Source organism: Pseudomonas sp. Pse1, assembly GCF_024519635.1.
Lineage (GTDB): Bacteria > Pseudomonadota > Gammaproteobacteria > Pseudomonadales > Pseudomonadaceae > Aquipseudomonas.
In genome coordinates this window covers 42,990-61,259 of the sequence record NZ_JALJRO010000019.1, presented here as the reverse complement: position 1 = coordinate 61,259, position 18,270 = coordinate 42,990, and the positions used below count along the sequence as shown (strand labels likewise).

Sequence of the window (18,270 nt, the reverse complement as noted above, 5' to 3'; positions counted from 1 at the left end):
CAGTGGATAGGGTGTTATGTCCGGAAAAGCGCAACAGCAGTCTCGTATCAAAGAGTTGATCCTTCTGGGTCGTGAGCAGGGCTACCTGACTTACGCAGAGGTCAACGACCACCTGCCTGAGGATATTTCAGATCCAGAGCAGGTGGAAGACATCATCCGCATGATCAACGACATGGGGATCAACGTATTCGAGGTTGCGCCAGATAAGGATGCCCTTATGCTGGCCGACGCCGACACCGACGAGGCGGCCGCTGAAGAAGCGGCTGCAGCGTTGGCAGCCGTCGAGACCGACATTGGTCGCACTACCGACCCCGTGCGCATGTACATGCGTGAAATGGGCACCGTAGAGCTTCTGACACGTGAAGGCGAAATCGAAATCGCCAAGCGTATCGAAGAAGGCATCCGTGAAGTGATGAGCGCAATTGCGCACTTCCCTGGCACGGTTGACCACATTCTCGCCGAATACACTCGCGTCACCAGCGAAGGCGGTCGCCTGTCCGACGTCCTGAGCGGTTATATCGACCCGGACGACGGCATCGCGCCACCTGCCGCCGAAGTGCCACCGCCTGTCGACTCGAAAGCTGCCAAGGCTGACGACGACTCCGAGGACGATGACGCTGAAGCCAGTGACGACGAAGAAGAGGCCGAAAGCGGTCCCGATCCGGTCATCGCCGCGCAGCGTTTTGGCGCCGTGGCCGAGCAGATGGAAATCACTCGCAAGGCCCTGAAGAAGCACGGCCGTCATAACAAGGCAGCCCTGGCTGAATTGTTGGTGCTGGCTGAGCTGTTCATGCCGATCAAGCTGGTTCCGAAGCAATTCGAAGGCCTGGTCGAGCGCGTTCGCAGCGCCCTGGATCGCTTGCGCCAGCAAGAGCGCGCAATCATGCAGCTCTGCGTTCGTGATGCGCGCATGCCGCGTGCGGATTTCCTGCGCCAGTTCCCGGGCAACGAAATTGACGAAAGCTGGACCGACGCCCTGGCCAAAGGCAAAAGCAAATACGCCGAAGCCATTGCTCGCCTGCAGCCCGATATCGTTCGCTGCCAGCAGAAGCTGACCGCTCTCGAAGCCGAAACCGGCCTGACGATTGCCGAGATCAAGGATATCAACCGTCGCATGTCGATCGGTGAGGCCAAGGCCCGCCGCGCGAAGAAAGAGATGGTTGAAGCGAACTTGCGTCTGGTGATCTCCATCGCCAAGAAGTACACCAACCGCGGTCTGCAATTCCTCGATTTGATCCAGGAAGGCAACATCGGTTTGATGAAAGCGGTAGACAAGTTCGAATACCGTCGCGGCTACAAATTCTCGACTTATGCCACCTGGTGGATCCGTCAGGCGATCACTCGCTCGATCGCCGACCAGGCCCGCACCATCCGTATTCCGGTGCACATGATCGAGACGATCAACAAGCTCAACCGTATTTCCCGCCAGATGCTGCAGGAAATGGGTCGCGAACCGACTCCGGAAGAGCTGGGCGAACGCATGGAAATGCCTGAGGACAAGATCCGCAAGGTATTGAAGATCGCCAAAGAGCCGATCTCCATGGAAACCCCAATCGGTGATGACGAAGACTCCCATCTGGGCGACTTCATCGAAGACTCGACCATGCAGTCGCCAATCGATGTAGCCACCGTTGAGAGCCTGAAAGAAGCGACTCGCGAAGTACTGTCCGGCCTCACTGCTCGTGAAGCCAAGGTCCTGCGCATGCGCTTCGGCATCGACATGAATACCGACCACACCCTTGAAGAGGTTGGTAAGCAGTTCGACGTTACCCGTGAGCGGATTCGTCAGATCGAAGCCAAGGCGTTGCGCAAGCTGCGCCACCCGACGAGAAGCGAGCACCTGCGCTCCTTCCTCGACGAGTGATCACAAAACCCCCGGCCCTGCCGGGGGTTTTGCTTTATGCAGATTAAATCCCCCCGCTATCGCTCCCGCCCCGCAGCCCGTCTACACTCGAAACATTCTCCCCGAGCCATAACGAGACCGTTATGCCCAGACTCCCGGCCGCGCTATTACTGTCGCTGATGACCTGGACCGCAACGGCTGACGCGCTGACTCTGACTGATGAGGAACGTGGCTGGCTTGCGGCTCACCCCGAACTGCGCCTGGGTGTCGATGCGTCGTGGCCACCCTTTGAGTTTCGCGACGAACAGGGCCGCTACCAGGGGTTGGCAGCCGACTACATCAACATCGTGCGCGACCGTCTGGCTGTCAGGGTCACACCGGTCGAACCGGTCAGCTGGACCGAAGTACTGGACCAGGTCAAACACGGCAAACTCGACCTGTTGCCCGGCATCATGTCGACTCCTGAGCGCCAGAACTACCTGTCGTTCACACGGCCCTACCTGGATTTCCCGATCGTGATCCTGGCCCACGTCGGAGGCGCCCAGCCGCGCACCATCGAGGATCTTTACGGCCTGAAGATTGCCGTGGTGGAGAACTACGCCCCCCACGAACTGCTACGCACCCAGCACCCCGACCTCAACCTGGTACCGATGCCCAACGTCAGTTCTGCCTTGCAGTCACTGGCCACCGATGAGGTCGATGCGGTAGTGGGCGACCTGGCGTCCAGCGTCTGGAGCCTGCGCCAACTCAAGCTTGAAGGCCTCTACGTCAGTGGCGAAACGCCCTATCGCTACCAACTGGCAATGGCCGTGCCCAAGGACAACAAGCTGCTGGTGAGCATCCTCGACAAGGTGCTGGCCGACATGAGCCCGGGCGAAATCAGCGCCATCCAGGAGCATTGGGTCGGCAACGTGCTGGATCACCGCACGTTCTGGTCAGATTTGTTGGTCTACGGCCTGCCCGGAATACTATTGCTGGTTGGTGTGCTCGCCGTGGTCATCCGCATCAACCGGCGCCTGAGCTCGGAAATTTCGCGCCGGGTCGCGCTCGAGCAGGAACTGCGCAGCAGCGAATACCACTACCGCGGTCTGGTCGAAAGCTTGTCGGCGATTGCCTGGGAAGCCAACATCAATGACTTCACCTACAGCTACGTCTCGCCTCATGCTGAAGACCTGCTCGGCTATCCCCTATCGCACTGGCTGATTCCGGGATTCTGGCGCAACATCATTCACCCTGCCGACCTCACCCGCGCCCAGACATACTGCGAACTTGAAGTCCTTGCCGGACGCGACCATAGCCTCGATTACCGGGTCATCACAGCCGATGGCCGCTGCCTCTGGGTGCGCGACATTGTCAGCCTGATCGAGCACGGTCACGAGCCGGTGATGCGCGGACTGATGATCGACATCAGCGAAGCCAAGCACACCGAGGAGGCCTTGCGCCTTTCCGAACAGAAATTCGCCTCGGTCTTTCAACAGTGCCCGGACATTCTGGTGATTGCGCGCCTGTCCGATGGCTGCCTGCTGGAGGTCAACGAGGCATTCGAGGAGCAAATCGGCCTGAGCGCCGCGCAGGTGATCGGCCAGACTGCCACCGACCTGAACATCTGGGGCATCCCCGGCGTCGGTCCCGGGCTGCTGCAACGGTTACAGGCCGGCCCCATCCGCAACCTCGAGATGCCCTTTCGGCGCAGCAATGGCCAGGTGTTCACCGGACTGATCTCCGCCGAACCTTTCGAGCTCGACACCACCCCGGCACTGGTCGTGGTGGTCCGCGACATCACCCAACTCAAGGAAACCCAGAAACAGCTGCAAACCTCGGAAGAGAAGTTCGCCAAAGCGTTCCACGCTTCGCCAGACGGCCTGCTGCTATCACGGGTCAGTGATGGCCTGCTGATCGAGGTCAACGAGGGTTTCAGCCGCATCACCGGCTTCAATAGCGCCATGTCGCTCGATCGCTCGACCCTGGACCTGGGGATCTGGGTCAATCTCAACGAGCGCCGGCAGATGCTTGACCTGCTCAAGCGTGACGGCTTTGTCCGCGACTTCAGCTGCCATATCCGCCGCAACGACGGCCGTATCCGCCTCTGCGAAATGTCCAGCCGGCCACTGCCCATTGGCGATGAAGAATGCATGCTGACCATCGCCCGCGACATCACCGAGCGGCATTTGATGCAGGAAAAACTGCAGCAGGCAGCGACCGTATTCGAAAGCACCGCCGAGGGCGTGCTGATTACCGACACCCAACAGCACATCAGTGCCGTTAACCGCGCATTCACTGAAATTACCGGCTATAGCGAAACCGAGGCCCTCGGCCATACACCACGGTTGTTGGCCTCCGGCCTGCACGACAGCGCCTTCTATGCAGCCATGTGGCACCAACTGACCGCCGAGGGCCATTGGCAAGGCGAAATCTCCAATCGGCGCAAGAACGGCGAGCTGTACCCCAGCTGGCTGACCATCAGCGCCGTGCGCAACAAGGACCGCTTCATTACTCACTTCGTCGCGGTGTTCGCTGATATTTCCAGCCTCAAGCACGCCCAGGCAAAACTCGACTACCAGGCCCACCACGATCCATTGACCGGCCTGCCCAACCGCACGCTGTTCGAAAGCCGCTTGCTGACGGCCCTCAACAATCAGCGCGAACAGGGCGGCCAGGGCGCCGTGCTGTTCCTCGACCTGGACCGCTTCAAACACATCAACGACAGCCTCGGACACCCGGTCGGCGACCTTCTGTTGAAAGGCATCGCCGTGCGCCTTAAGGAACAGCTGCGCGATATCGATACCGTGGCACGCCTTGGCGGTGACGAATTCATCATCCTGTTACCCGGCCTGCAGCAATCCAGTGACGCCGAACACATTGCCAACAAGCTACTGAATTGCTTCGGTGCTCCATTCCAGGCCGGCGAACACGAATTCTTTATCAGTGCCAGCATCGGCACCAGCCTCTATCCCAAGGACGGCAACGACGTCGCCACTCTGGTGAAGAATGCCGACGCCGCCATGTACCGTTCCAAGGCCAAGGGCCGCAACCGGGTCGAAAGCTACACCCGCGACCTCACCGCACAGGCCAGCGAGCGCATTGCCCTGGAGCATGAACTGCGCCGCGCCATTGAACGCAACGAGCTGTCGCTGTACTACCAACCCAAGATCAGCCTGCACCACCCACGCCTGGTAGGCGCCGAAGCCCTGATCCGCTGGCGTCACCCGACCTTTGGCGACGTGCCACCCGAGCACTTCATCTCCCTCGCCGAAGAAAACGGCATGATTCTGCAGATAGGCGATTGGGTGCTGGAACAGGCCTGCCTGCAGATGCACGAGTGGAACAAGCGCTATGAAGGCTTCGGCTCGTTATCGGTCAACCTGGCCGGCGCCCAGCTACGCCAACCCACCCTGCTCGGGCGCATCGAACAACTGCTCAAGGAATACCGGCTCAAGCCCGACCTGCTGCAATTGGAGATCACCGAAAACTTCATCATGAGCCAGGCCGAAGAAGCCCTCGAGGTCCTGCATCAACTCAAACGCCTGGGCGTGCAAATCGCTATCGACGACTTCGGCACCGGCTATTCCTCCCTCAGCTACCTCAAACGCCTGCCCCTGGATTACCTGAAAATCGACCAGTCATTCGTCCGCGGCCTGCCGGACGACACCCACGACGTGGCGATCGTCCGTGCAATCATTGCCCTGGGACGCAGCATGCAATTCACCATCATCGCCGAAGGCGTCGAAACCCAGTCCCAGCAGCAATTCCTCGCCGGCGAAGGCTGCGAACAGATCCAGGGCTACATCGTCAGCCTGCCCCTGCCCGCCGACGAATTCGCCGCGACCTTTCTTCGTATCGCAGTTTCCGACTTTTCGGATAGCACAGCCGAGAAACCACCGTTATAATCCGCGGCCTACTGAGGGCCTATAGCTCAGTTGGTTAGAGCAGAGGACTCATAATCCTTTGGTCCACGGTTCAAGTCCGTGTGGGCCCACCACCTTTGAAAAAGCCGCGCATTGCGCGGCTTTTTCGTGTCTGCTCGAAATGAAACTGGAGGTCCACGAGCAGTTCCTCGCAACAGCCTGGAGATCCGAATCGACGCCGAAATCAGACAGTGAGCCAAATAACCGAAATAATCGGCTCACGGTTTTGCTGCGCAACTGCTCCCAGGGGCGTTAGCTGGGCATGCTCGACGCAGTCGGGCGCGATTCCGAGGAGCAGAGCAGTCTGGATGCCATGCTGCCGAACATCATCACCTCGCTGGCCAGGCGCCTGGGTATTGTTGAAGCGGGTCGCACCAGCGCGCGCTCCGAGCAGGTCAAGGTGCTCAATCGACTTCTGGATGATCGTGAGAAAGGTTTAAATAAGGTATCTGCGCGGCGCAATGCCAAGCCGCAGCGAAGGTATCCAAAGCCACCGCCACCGGTCATTTGAGCGAGCTATTAGAGAAGCAGTGCCTGATACGCTTACCTGGCGGCGGGCGCAGCACCCGATATCAGATCAGTCGATCGGGGCTCGACGCCGAGTAGACACCAGCAACTTTTTCCCAAATTTGCGACCGCCCGACCATTCGTGCACGTTAGGGTTGGTCGCATCTGCAATGTTTTGTTAGATTCGGGCACAGCCCACACCGCAACACATCAGCTTTCAGGAAACAAAAACAACCACGATCAGCCAGCCGTACAACTATCGGACACCGAACATGGATGCAGTTCAGGTACAGCCATTCGTTGACTCCAGATTGAGTCATGCGCGTGATTTCAACGAGTGTCGCAACACCGAGTCCGGTGCGGTGTTCATTATTGCGTCCGGCAACTCGGCCAAAGACTTCCCGCTGGAAGACTTCGCCCACGTCCCGATGATTACCATGAACGGGGCGATTTCGCTGTTCAGTGGCACGGATATCAAGCCGTACTTCTACATCTGTACCGACATGAGCTTTCCCAGCCAGCAACCTGAGTTTTTCGAGCACGCGATGCGCATCAGCCAGCGGGTCGCGCTGTGGGCGGAGTTCGCTCGGCGCACCAACGCGCGGCCCAAAGGCCAGCTGTATACCCTCAAGCGCGCACCGAAACAGACCTGGCTCGACTACTTTCTCAGGAGCAACAAGAACCTGGTGCAGAGTCAGTCTTTGCTCGGGCACCGGGCGAAAAGCATCGGTTTCAGCAAGAACCTCAGCCAAGGCTTCTACGATGCCCGCACTGTCGCCTACCTGGCGCTGCAACTGACCTATCACCTGGGCTTCGACAAGGTCATCCTGGTGGGCGTCGACCTTGACCAGTCCAGCGGGCGTTTCTATGAAAAACCCGGCTCGGTGCTCTCCCCTTGCGGTCTCGACCAGCACTACCCCACGCGCATACTGCCTTCGCTGAAATTGATGAAGAAGAAAGTCATGGGCGAGCGCTTTGCGGTGTACAACCTCTCGCAGAACTCGCGTATTCCAACCACCATCATTCCGAAAATCGACTTGCAGGCGCTGCACACGCTGCTTGGCTGAAACCGCCGACAGACCCGCCATGACGCTGCCGGGGCAGGCATGTACCATGCTCGTCCATCGCTACCCGTGTCGGAGAACACCTTGCCTGTCCCACGCCCGCCTGCGCTCGATGAGATCGACCGCCAACTGATTGCCGCCCTGCAAATCAACGCGCGCGAAAGCGTGGCCATGCTCGCCCGGCAATTGGGCATCGCCCGCACCACGGTGACCTCACGGCTGGCACGCCTGGAAAAAGCCAAGGTGATCACCGGTTATGGCGTTCGTCTCGGCCAACGGGTCGTCGACGGCGGGTTGCAGGCTTACGTCGGCATCACCGTGCAGCCCCGTTCCGGCAAGGAAGTGCTGCGACGCCTAAGCAGCATGGCTCAGGTCCAGCAACTCTGTGCGGTGAGTGGCGAATTCGATTACGTGGCCTGGCTGCGCACTGACTCGCCCGAGCAACTCGACCAGTTGCTCGACCAGATTGGCAGTGTCGACGGCGTCGAGAAGACCACCACGTCGATCATCCTCAGCAGCAAGATCGATCGCGCACAACCAATCTGACCAACATCTTCGTCACAATGCATCACAGATATGCAAAACGACGACACTTTGCGTCTTATTAACGTGCGCTACGCTCCCTAGAATGGCGACAGTCTTTTCCTATACTCAGCCTCCCGTGCGAGTCGCCAGCAAGGTCAGCCATGAACAAGAACAATCGCCATCCTGCAGACGGTAAGAAACCGATCACCATCTTCGGCCCGGACTTTCCCTTCGCCTTCGACGACTGGATCGAACACCCGGCCGGCCTGGGCAGCATCCCTGCGCACAACCATGGCGCCGAAGTGGCGATTGTCGGTGCCGGAATCGCGGGCCTGGTGGCCGCGTACGAGCTGATGAAACTAGGCTTGAAACCGGTCGTCTACGAAGCCTCGAAAATGGGCGGGCGTCTGCGCTCCCAGGCGTTTGAAGGGACCGAAGGCATCGTCGCCGAACTCGGTGGCATGCGTTTCCCGGTGTCGTCCACCGCCTTCTACCACTACGTCGACAAACTCGGTTTGCAAACCAAGCCGTTTCCCAACCCACTGACCCCGGCGTCCGGCAGCACGGTGATCGACCTCGAAGGTCAGACCCACTACGCGCAGAAGCTTGCCGATCTGCCAGCGCTGTTCCAGGAAGTCGCCGACGCGTGGGCCGATGCCCTGGAGGACGGCTCGCGCTTTGGCGAGATCCAGCAGGCGATCCGCGACCGCGACGTACCGCGCCTCAAAGAGCTGTGGAACACCCTGGTGCCGCTGTGGGACGACCGCACCTTCTACGACTTCGTCGCCACCTCAAAAGCGTTCGCCAAGCTGTCGTTCCATCACCGCGAAGTGTTCGGTCAGGTAGGCTTCGGCACCGGCGGCTGGGACTCGGACTTCCCCAACTCGATGCTGGAAATCTTCCGGGTGGTAATGACCAACTGCGATGACCACCAGCACCTGGTGGTCGGCGGCGTCGAGCAGGTGCCGCTGGGCATCTGGCGCCATGTGCCGCAGCGCTGCGCCCACTGGCCGGAAGGCACCAGCCTCAGTTCGCTGCACAACGGCGCGCCACGCACCGGGGTCAAGCGCATCGCCCGCGCCGCCGATGGCCGCTTCAGTGTCACCGATAACTGGGGTGACACCCGCGAATACGCGGCTGTGCTGACCACCTGCCAGAGCTGGCTGCTGACCACCCAGATCGAGTGTGAAGAATCGCTGTTCTCGCAAAAGATGTGGATGGCCCTGGACCGCACCCGCTACATGCAATCGTCGAAGACCTTCGTCATGGTCGACCGGCCGTTCTGGAAAGACAAAGACCCGGAAACCGGCCGCGACCTGATGAGCATGACCCTCACCGATCGCCTGACCCGTGGCACCTATCTGTTCGACAATGGCGACGACAAGCCTGGCGTCATCTGCCTGTCGTACTCATGGATGAGCGATGCCCTGAAAATGCTCCCGCAACCGATCGACAAGCGGGTGAAACTGGCGCTGGATGCCCTGAAGAAGATCTACCCGAAAGTCGACATCGCCGCGCGGATCATCGGCGACCCGATTACCGTGTCCTGGGAAGCCGATCCGCATTTTCTCGGTGCATTCAAAGGCGCGCTGCCGGGCCACTACCGCTACAACCAGCGGATGTATGCGCACTTCATGCAGCAGGACATGCCGGCCGAACAGCGCGGGATTTTTATTGCCGGCGACGACGTATCCTGGACCCCGGCCTGGGTCGAAGGCGCGGTACAGACCTCGCTCAACGCGGTGTGGGGCATCATGAACCACTTTGGCGGGCAGACCCATGCCGAGAACCCGGGACCGGGTGATGTATTCAGCGAGATCGGTCCGATCGCACTGCCCGAGTAAGAGGAGTCCGAAATGCGCGTAGCCCTTTACCAATGCCCGCCGCTGCCGCTCGACGTCGCCGGCAATCTGCGACGCTTGAAGCAGGTTGCCAATGAAGCCAGCGGCGCCGATTTGCTGGTGTTGCCGGAAATGTTCCTGACCGGCTACAACATCGGCGCCGAAGCGGTGGGTGCATTGGCGGAGGTCAGCAACGGCGATTCCGCACAGCAGATCGCCAGCATCGCCAAGGCTGCCGGGATGGCCATTGTCTATGGCTATCCCGAACGGGCCGAGGACGGGCAGATCTACAACGCCGTGCAACTGATCGACGCGAAAGGCGAGCGCCTGTGCAACTACCGCAAGACGCACCTGTTTGGCGACCTCGATCACTCGATGTTCAGCGCCGGGCAGGATCAGTTGCCGATTGTCCAGCTCAACGGCTGGAAGCTCGGCTTCCTGATCTGCTACGACCTCGAGTTCCCGGAAAATGCCCGGCGCCTGGCCCTGGCCGGAGCCGAGCTGATCCTGGTACCGACCGCCAACATGACGCCCTTTGACTTCATCGCCGACGTCACCGTGCGTTCGCGGGCCTACGAGAATCAATGCTACGTGGCCTATGCCAATTACTGCGGCAGTGAGGAGCAAATTCACTACTGCGGTCAAAGCAGCATTGCCGCTCCGGATGGCAGCCGCATCGCCCAGGCCGGACTGGATGAAGCCCTGATTGTTGGCACCCTCGATCGGCCGTTGATGGTCAAATCACGCTCCGAAAACCGCTATTTCCTCGACCGGCGTCCCGAGCTGTACGGCGAGCCGGACAAGCACTGACCCGGGCTTTTCGCTAGCATGAGCACTTACCCAGTTGCGGAAGTGCTCATGCCTGCGCCGATCCACCTTCTCCCCCATAGCGAAACCCTGGCCAATGGCTTGCGGGTATCGCTTCGTCACGCCCCCGGCTTGCAACGCTGCGCCGCAGTCTTGCGTGTCGCTGCCGGCAGCCACGATGCACCCTCGGCCTGGCCAGGACTGGCGCATTTTCTTGAGCACCTGTTGTTTCTCGGGACTGAACGCTTCCCCGCCGCTGACGGGTTGATGGCTTACGTGCAACGTCACGGTGGCCAATTGAACGCGCGGACCAACGATCGCCACACCGACTACTTCTTCGAGTTACCGCCGCAGACCTTTGCCGGCGGACTGGAGCGTTTGTGCGACATGCTGGCCCACGCCCGCCTCGACCCCGAAGATCAACTGCGTGAGCGAGAAGTGCTGGAGGCGGAATTTATCGCCTGGTCGCGGGATGCCACGGCCCAACAACGCCAGGCCTTGTTTGCCGGATTGGCGGAGGATCATCCACTGCGTGGCTTCCACGCCGGCAACCGGGACAGCCTGGCGGTCCAACAGCCGCAGTTCCAACAGGCCCTGAACCACTGGTATCGACACTTTTACCAGACCGGGCAGATGACCCTGAGCCTGGTCGGCCCTCAGCCTGTGGATGAATTGCGCCAACTGGCGCAAAGCCTCAGCGCCCCGCTCCCCAACGGTGAGCGCCAGGGGCAAACGCCTCCTCCAGCCTTGATGACGACGACCGAGCAGCATTATCAACAGACTGACGGACACCGGCTCAATCTGCTGTTCGTCCTGCATGGGTTGCCGGACGGGGCCGAGCAGGCACTGGATTTCCTCTGCACCTGGCTCAACGCCTCGAAGCCCGGTGGCCTGCTGGCCGAATTACGTAATCGTCAATGGGTCGACAGTCTGAGCGCCAAACCGCTCTACCACTTTACCGGCCAAGCCTTGCTGCACGTTGAGTTCGATCTCAGTGACGCTGGCCGAAAGCACACCGAGAGCATCCGTGATCTGCTCAACGATTGGCTGAGTTTTTTTGCCCGACAAGCGGACTGGCCGGCGTTGCGCGAAGAGTACGCCCTGCTGCAACAGCGCAAGCGCCAATCAAGCAACGCCCTGGCCCTCGCCCGCCTGGACAACCAGGCGCTGCAGAGCTTCGCGCCCGAGAACCTGGTGCCAACGCTCAACACGATCGTGCAGCAACTCAATCCCGCACCTGTGGATAACCCGGCCAGCCATTGGCAGTTGCCGCCCCCCAATGGATTTCTGCGCAGCGCCGAAGAACCACCATCGGCCGGGCTGATTCGTGGGCAGACCAGCGCTCACCGCGGCCTGCGTACCTTCGCCCAGGACCGAACCCGTGGCCGCCGCGAGCGTTCGTCCATGCAGTTCAGCCAGGCCCTGCCCGATAGCAGCGGCGAAGGCGCGTTGTGTCTAAGCTGGCATTTCGATGCAGCGCCTGCGGGCGAGTTGCATGCCACCCTGGTACACAGCCTGCAGTCGCTGATCGAGGACGCGAGCCAGGCGGGCGTCGAGTTGTCGTTCAGCGAAATCGGCAATCAATGGCAGCTGAAACTTAGCGGCTGGCTCGAGCCGCTGCCGGCGATCCTCGAACAGGCACTCCAACGCCTGACAAACCCCGCCGCAGCATCCCGCTCAGCCGCTGCGACGCCCGTCCCGTTAATCGCGATTCGACAACTGCTCAAGGCGTTGCCACAGGTTTGCCTCGACGCCCCGGCCGCCCCCGCTCTCAATGATCTGCATTCATTCTGGGCCAGCGCACAGTGGCATGGCCTGGCGGCAGGCCTGCCCGCCAGCGTGCAAACGGCGGTGACCCGCGTGCTCGCTCAAGTGCCCGGGACACCCGCCAATGAGCTGCCTTCATCGATGTCGATTAACGGACAACGCCTGTGGAGTGAGTTTCCGGACCACGGCACCGAGCAGGCTATCCTGCTGTTTTGTCCCACACCTACTCAGTCATTGGCTGACGAAGCCGCCTGGCGAATGCTTGCCCACCTCTGCCAGACGCCCTACTACCAGCGCCTTCGCGTCGAGTTGCAACTGGGCTATGCAGTGTTCAGCGGGGTGCGGCAAATCAACGGCCAAACCGGACTGTTGTTCGGTGTGCAGTCGCCAAATGTCAGCGCAACGGATCTTCTCGAGCACATCCTGACCTTCTCGCAGAGCCTGCCCCAGTTGATCGATAGCCTCTCTGACCAGGCGCTCCAGGATCAATTGCAGAGCCTCGCGGGACAACTTGAGCGCAGCAACCTGACATTGCCCCAGGCATTCGAGCTGCTGTGGCAGGGCAAACTGGCCAACCACTCGTCGGAATACCTGGTGCAACTGCATCAGTCCATTTTGCAGCTGCAACGCAGTGAGCTGCTGGACGCGGCTCGGCGCCTGAATCAGGCCGAGGGCGGCTGGAGAGGCCTGGCGAATGCGGCTTGCTCGCCGGATTGGCAACCAAACCCGCGATCCTTACCGCAGGTGTAACGGCTTTTCTTCAAGAGAGGACTGCAATAAGAAGAAACGTTTCAGTAAGATAGGCACCTAAGCATCTGAACATCTCCCGCTGGAGGTGGACTATATGTATAGGTTCAGTCGTACTACCCGCTTGAAGGAGCTTTCTCATGACTTGGTCAAAACCTGCTTACACCGATCTGCGTATCGGCTTTGAAGTCACCATGTACTTCGCCAGCCGTTGATCCTGCCTTCGGGTAGAACATGCGGTATCACGCCTCGGCCAACCCGGGGCGTTTTCATTTTTAGCGTTGATGTCTTGGAGCACCCATGTTTATCCAGATCCTCGGCTCCGCGGCTGGCGGCGGCTTCCCCCAATGGAACTGCAACTGCGCCAACTGCGCCGGCTTTCGCGACGGCAGCTTGCGGGCACAGGCGCGCAGCCAATCGTCCATCGCGATTTCCGATGATGGCCTGAACTGGGTCCTGTGCAACGCCTCTCCGGATATCCGCGCGCAACTCCAGGGTTTTGCGCCGATGCAGCCCGGCCGCGCCCTGCGTGATACCGGAATCGGCGCGATCATCCTGATGGACAGCCAGATCGATCACACCACCGGCCTGCTGATGCTGCGCGAAGGGTGCCCGCATCAGGTCTGGTGCACCGACATGGTCCATGAAGACCTGAGCAGCGGCTTCCCGCTGTTCACCATGCTCAGCCACTGGAATGGCGGTTTGAACTGGAACCGCATCGAGCTGGACCAGAGCTTCAGCATCCCGGCCTGCCCGAATCTGCGTTTCACCCCGCTGCCCCTGCGCAGTGCCGCGCCGCCGTACTCCCCGCACCGCTTCGACCCGCACCCGGGCGACAACATCGGCCTGATCGTCGAGGACCTGCGCACCGGCGGTAAATTGTTCTACGCCCCGGGCCTGGGCAAGGTCGACGGTCCCTTGCTGGAGATCATGAGCGACAGCAATTGCCTGCTGGTAGACGGCACCCTGTGGGACGACGACGAAATGCAGCGTCGCGGCGTCGGCACCCGCACCGGTCGGGAGATGGGCCATCTGGCGCAGAACGGCCCGGGCGGCATGCTCGAAGTGCTCGAACAATTGCCTCGCCAGCGCAAGGTGCTGATCCACATCAACAACACCAACCCGATCCTTGACGAGGATTCGCCCGAGCGCGCGGAGCTGGTGCGGCGCAATGTCGAAGTGGCGTATGACGGCATGAGTATCGAGTTGTAGCGGATGGCCCTATCACGGGCGCCCGACCAGACACCCAGAATCCACCGGCCATACCCCGGAGCCCCGCAATGACCAACCTCCCCCTATCCCCCGCAGATTTCGAAGCCGCCCTGCGTACCAAGGGCGCCTATTACCACATCCACCACCCGTACCACGTGGCGATGTATGAAGGCCGGGCCACCCGCGAGCAGATCCAGGGCTGGGTCGCCAACCGCTTCTACTATCAGGTGAACATCCCCCTGAAGGACGCGGCGATCCTCGCCAATTGCCCGGACCGCGAAATCCGCCGCGAATGGATTCAGCGCCTGCTCGACCACGATGGCGCCCCCGGCGAGGACGGCGGCATCGAAGCCTGGTTGCGCCTGGGCCAGGCCGTCGGGCTCGACCCGGACCAACTGCGCTCCCAGGAACTGGTGTTGCCCGGGGTGCGTTTCGCCGTGGACGCTTACGTCAACTTCGCCCGCCGCGCCAATTGGCAGGAAGCCGCCAGCAGCTCACTGACCGAACTGTTCGCCCCGCAGATCCACCAATCGCGCCTCGACAGCTGGCCACAGCACTACCCGTGGATCGACCCGGCCGGCTATGAGTATTTCCGTACGCGCCTGGGCCAGGCGCGGCGCGATGTCGAGCATGGGCTGGCGATTACCCTGCAGCACTACACCACTTACGAAGGCCAGCAGCGCATGCTGGAAATTCTTCAATTCAAACTGGACATACTTTGGAGCATGCTCGATGCCATGAGCATGGCCTACGAACTGAATCGCCCGCCTTATCACAGCGTGACCGGACAACGGGTCTGGCATAAAGGGATCGCCCTATGAGTTTCGACCGCAGCAAAACCCCGACCTGGCGTCCTGGCTACCGCTTCCAGTACGAGCCGGCGCAAAAAGGCCACGTGCTGCTTTACCCCGAAGGCATGATCAAACTCAACGACAGCGCTGCGCTGATTGGTGGGCTGATCGACGGCCAGCGTGATGTCGCCGCTATCATTGCGGAACTCGACCAGCAGTTCCCCGGTGTGCCGGAGCTCGGCGAGGACATCGAGCAATTCATGGAGGTCGCCCGTGCACAGCACTGGATCGAACTCGGCTGAGCCATCGGCCCTGCCGGCCAAGCCCGAGATCGGCCTGCCGTTGTGGCTGCTCGCCGAGCTGACCTACCGCTGCCCCTTGCAATGCCCTTACTGCTCCAACCCGCTGGACTTCGCCGAGCAGGGCAAAGAGCTGACCACCGAGCAATGGCTCAAGGTGTTTCGCGAAGCGCGGGAGATGGGCGCCGCCCAACTGGGCTTTTCCGGCGGCGAGCCGCTGGTGCGCCAGGACCTCGCCGAACTGATCGGCGAGGCACGCAAGCTGGGCTTCTACACCAACCTGATCACCTCCGGCATTGGCCTCACCGAACAAAAAATCAGCGACTTCAAGAAGGCTGGTCTCGACCACATTCAGATCAGTTTCCAGGCCAGCGACGAGCAGGTGAACAACCTCCTCGCCGGCTCGAAAAAAGCCTTCGCGCAGAAGCTGGAAATGGCCCGCGCGGTGAAAGCCCACGGCTATCCGATGGTGCTGAACTTCGTCACCCACCGGCACAACATCGACAAGATCGACCGCATCATCGAGCTGTGCATCGCACTCGAAGCGGACTTCGTCGAACTCGCCACCTGCCAGTTCTACGGCTGGGCCCAGCTCAACCGCGTGGGCCTGCTGCCAACCCGCGAACAACTGGTACGGGCCGAACGGATCACCAATGAATACCGGGCGAAACTCGAGGCCGAGGGCCATCCCTGCAAGCTGATTTTCGTCACACCGGATTACTACGAAGAACGCCCCAAGGCCTGCATGAACGGTTGGGGCAGTATTTTTCTGACCGTGACTCCAGACGGCACCGCCCTGCCTTGTCATGGCGCCCGACAGTTGCCAGTGCAATTTCCCAACGTGCGCGAACACAGCATGCAGCACATCTGGTACGACTCGTTCGGCTTCAACCGCTTCCGTGGATACGACTGGATGCCGGAACCCTGCCGCTCCTGCGATGAGAAGGAAAAAGACTTCGGCGGCTGCCGCTGCCAGGCGTTCATGCTCACCGGCGACGCCAGCAATGCCGATCCGGTGTGCAGCAAATCCCCTCAGCACGGCGTGATCCTCAAGGCCCGCGAAGAAGCCGAGCACGCCACCCAGACCATCGAACAACTGGCCTTTCGCAATGAACGAAACTCTCGCCTCATCGTTAAAGGCTGACGCCTTGAGCGCCCTGCAAGCCGTGTCCGCCGGTGTCGATTTTGCCGACTTGCGGGTCGGCAGCCAGGGCGTGTTCTGGAACGAATACCGACCCGAAGACGCGGCCTGCCGAATCTGGCACTGGCAGAATGGTCGCGCCGTTTGCCTGACACCCACCGGGTTCAGCGTGCGCAGTCGGGTCTATGAGTACGGCGGCGGTTCGTTCTGCCTGAGCGATGGCGGCGTGGTGTTCGTCAACGAGACCGACCAGCAATTGTATTGCCAATCCCTGGCCGGTGAAGCTCCGAACGCGCTGACCTGCGGTGACTGTCGCTACGGCGATCTGCAATACAGCAACGGCCAGGTCTTGGCCGTCGAGGAACAGGGCAAACAGCACCGGCTGGTGGCCATCGACCTGCAAGGAGGGCAACGCCACCTGTTGGCAGAAGGCGCTGATTTTTACGCCGCACCGACCTTGAGTGCCGACGCTCGACAACTGGCCTGGATCGAGTGGAGCCGTCCACACCAGCCTTGGACCGCGACACGCTTGATGCTCGCCGAACGCAATGCCGCTGGCGACTTCGCCGCACCGCGCTGCGTGGCCGGCGCAACGTTCGAGGAGTCGCTGCAACAACCGCGCTTCGATGCCGCCGGGCGCCTGTATTGTCTGACCGACCGGGACGGCTTCTGGCAACCGTGGGTCGAGACTGAATCAGGTTTGCAGCCGCTCACCAGCAGCGCGGCGGACCACGCGCCGGCGCCCTGGCAACTGGGGGGCAGCAGTTGGCTGGCGCTGGGACCAGAGCACTACCTGGCGAGTTGGACCCTTGAAGGCTTTGGCCGCCTGGGTATCCGCGATGGCGAGCAGCTCGACGACTACACCGGGCGCTTCAGCCGCTTTCGCAACCTGGCGCTGGATGAGCAACACATCTACGCCATCGCCGCGTCGCCGGTCAGCCCTTCGGCGGTGGTCGCCATCGACCGGCGCAGTCATCAGGTCAAGGTGCTGGCTGGCGGCGTTGCGTTACTGCCCGCCGAGCAGATCAGCCACCCGCAAACCCTGCGCTATCCCAGCGGCGAGGGTGAAGCCCACGGGTTCTTTTATCCGGCCATGGGCGGCTCAACGAAACCGCCGCTGGTGGTATTCATCCATGGCGGACCGACCTCGGCCTGCTATCCGATGCTCGATCCGCGTATCCAGTATTGGGCACAGCGCGGGTTCGCCGTGGCCGACCTCAACTATCGCGGTAGCAGTGGCTACGGCCGGGCGTATCGGCAGGCGTTGCATTTGCGCTGGGGTGAGGTGGATGTCGAAGACGCCTGCGCGGTGGTCAGCTACCTCGCCGGACAGGGCTTGATCGATGGCGAGCAGGCGTTCATTCGCGGTGGCAGTGCCGGAGGCTACACCACCCTGTGCGCCCTGGCCTTTCACCAGGTTTTCAGTGCCGGCGCCAGCCTCTACGGGGTCAGTGATCCGGTGGCGCTGGGGCGCGCGACTCACAAATTCGAGGGCGATTACCTGGACTGGCTGATCGGCGACCCGCAGGTCGACGCCAAACGCTACGCCGCCCGCACGCCGCTGCTGCACGCCGGAAATATTCGGGTGCCGGTGATTTTCTTTCAGGGTGAACTAGACGCCGTGGTCGTGCCGCAACAGACCCGCGACATGCTCAAGGCCCTGCAGGACAATGGCATCGCGGCCCAGGCCCACTACTACGCGGATGAGCGTCACGGCTTTCGCAAGGCCAGCAACCAGGCCCATGCGCTGGAGCAGGAGTGGCTGTTTTATCGCGAGGTGATGCAGCGCGGCAAAGATTGATCGCAGCGCGGGTTGGCGCT

The 18,270-nt window shown here is 61.2% G+C and carries 13 protein-coding genes, 1 tRNA gene and 1 pseudogene; all 15 read left to right on the top strand.

The annotated features are described in order from the left end of the window. The first annotated feature begins 16 nt into the window (after nucleotides 1–16). The 15 genes and pseudogenes from rpoD (at nucleotide 17) to NR126_RS22795 (ending at nucleotide 18,250) form a co-directional block, all read left to right on the top strand. Nucleotides 17–1,864 (top strand): RNA polymerase sigma factor RpoD, encoded by a 1,848-nt coding sequence (rpoD, locus tag NR126_RS22865; protein WP_027617157.1) that lies wholly within the window; start codon nucleotides 17–19, stop codon nucleotides 1,862–1,864. A 122-nt stretch (nucleotides 1,865–1,986) separates the two neighbouring features. Continuing rightward, the gene (locus NR126_RS22860; RefSeq protein ID WP_027617156.1) at nucleotides 1,987–5,730 is read left to right on the top strand and encodes an EAL domain-containing protein; all 3,744 of its coding nucleotides are present in this window, start codon (nucleotides 1,987–1,989) and stop codon (nucleotides 5,728–5,730) included. A 15-nt stretch (nucleotides 5,731–5,745) separates the two neighbouring features. After that, nucleotides 5,746–5,822, top strand: a tRNA-Ile gene (locus NR126_RS22855). Between the two features lie 311 nt (nucleotides 5,823–6,133). Then, a pseudogene (locus NR126_RS22850) lies at nucleotides 6,134–6,354 on the top strand (DUF4172 domain-containing protein); the annotation flags it as partial. A gap of 173 nt (nucleotides 6,355–6,527) precedes the next feature. Continuing rightward, nucleotides 6,528–7,322 (top strand): LPS biosynthesis protein, encoded by a 795-nt coding sequence (locus tag NR126_RS22845; RefSeq protein WP_027617154.1) that lies wholly within the window; start codon nucleotides 6,528–6,530, stop codon nucleotides 7,320–7,322. Between the two features lie 81 nt (nucleotides 7,323–7,403). Next, nucleotides 7,404–7,865 carry an Lrp/AsnC family transcriptional regulator gene (locus NR126_RS22840; protein ID WP_027617153.1) on the top strand — a complete coding sequence of 154 codons (462 nt, stop codon included), beginning with the start codon at nucleotides 7,404–7,406 and terminating at the stop codon, nucleotides 7,863–7,865. Nucleotides 7,866–8,005: 140 nt separating this feature from the next. Next, entirely contained in the window at nucleotides 8,006–9,688 is a 1,683-nt protein-coding gene (locus NR126_RS22835) for an NAD(P)/FAD-dependent oxidoreductase (RefSeq protein WP_256831621.1), read from the top strand. A gap of 12 nt (nucleotides 9,689–9,700) precedes the next feature. Then, nucleotides 9,701–10,495 (top strand): carbon-nitrogen hydrolase family protein, encoded by a 795-nt coding sequence (locus NR126_RS22830; protein ID WP_027617151.1) that lies wholly within the window; start codon nucleotides 9,701–9,703, stop codon nucleotides 10,493–10,495. 48 nt (nucleotides 10,496–10,543) lie between these two features. Then, the gene (gene pqqF, locus NR126_RS22825) at nucleotides 10,544–13,009 is read left to right on the top strand and encodes a pyrroloquinoline quinone biosynthesis protein PqqF (RefSeq protein ID WP_256831619.1); all 2,466 of its coding nucleotides are present in this window, start codon (nucleotides 10,544–10,546) and stop codon (nucleotides 13,007–13,009) included. A gap of 137 nt (nucleotides 13,010–13,146) precedes the next feature. Beyond that, nucleotides 13,147–13,221: a pyrroloquinoline quinone precursor peptide PqqA gene (gene pqqA / locus NR126_RS22820; protein ID WP_003194766.1), complete on the top strand. Its 75-nt coding sequence runs from the start codon at nucleotides 13,147–13,149 to the stop codon at nucleotides 13,219–13,221. A gap of 85 nt (nucleotides 13,222–13,306) precedes the next feature. Further along, entirely contained in the window at nucleotides 13,307–14,218 is a 912-nt protein-coding gene (gene pqqB, locus NR126_RS22815) for a pyrroloquinoline quinone biosynthesis protein PqqB (RefSeq protein ID WP_027617149.1), read from the top strand. Between the two features lie 68 nt (nucleotides 14,219–14,286). Continuing rightward, nucleotides 14,287–15,039 (top strand): pyrroloquinoline-quinone synthase PqqC, encoded by a 753-nt coding sequence (pqqC, locus tag NR126_RS22810; protein WP_256831614.1) that lies wholly within the window; start codon nucleotides 14,287–14,289, stop codon nucleotides 15,037–15,039. Then, nucleotides 15,036–15,311: a pyrroloquinoline quinone biosynthesis peptide chaperone PqqD gene (gene pqqD / locus NR126_RS22805; protein WP_027617147.1), complete on the top strand. Its 276-nt coding sequence runs from the start codon at nucleotides 15,036–15,038 to the stop codon at nucleotides 15,309–15,311. Before pqqC ends, pqqD begins: the two co-directional genes overlap by 4 nt. Beyond that, on the top strand, nucleotides 15,283–16,452 hold the full coding sequence (gene pqqE, locus NR126_RS22800; protein WP_256831612.1) for a pyrroloquinoline quinone biosynthesis protein PqqE: 1,170 nt from the start codon (nucleotides 15,283–15,285) through the stop codon (nucleotides 16,450–16,452). Before pqqD ends, pqqE begins: the two co-directional genes overlap by 29 nt. Next, nucleotides 16,418–18,250 (top strand): S9 family peptidase, encoded by a 1,833-nt coding sequence (locus tag NR126_RS22795; RefSeq protein WP_256831610.1) that lies wholly within the window; start codon nucleotides 16,418–16,420, stop codon nucleotides 18,248–18,250. Before pqqE ends, NR126_RS22795 begins: the two co-directional genes overlap by 35 nt. Nucleotides 18,251–18,270 lie beyond the last annotated feature (20 nt).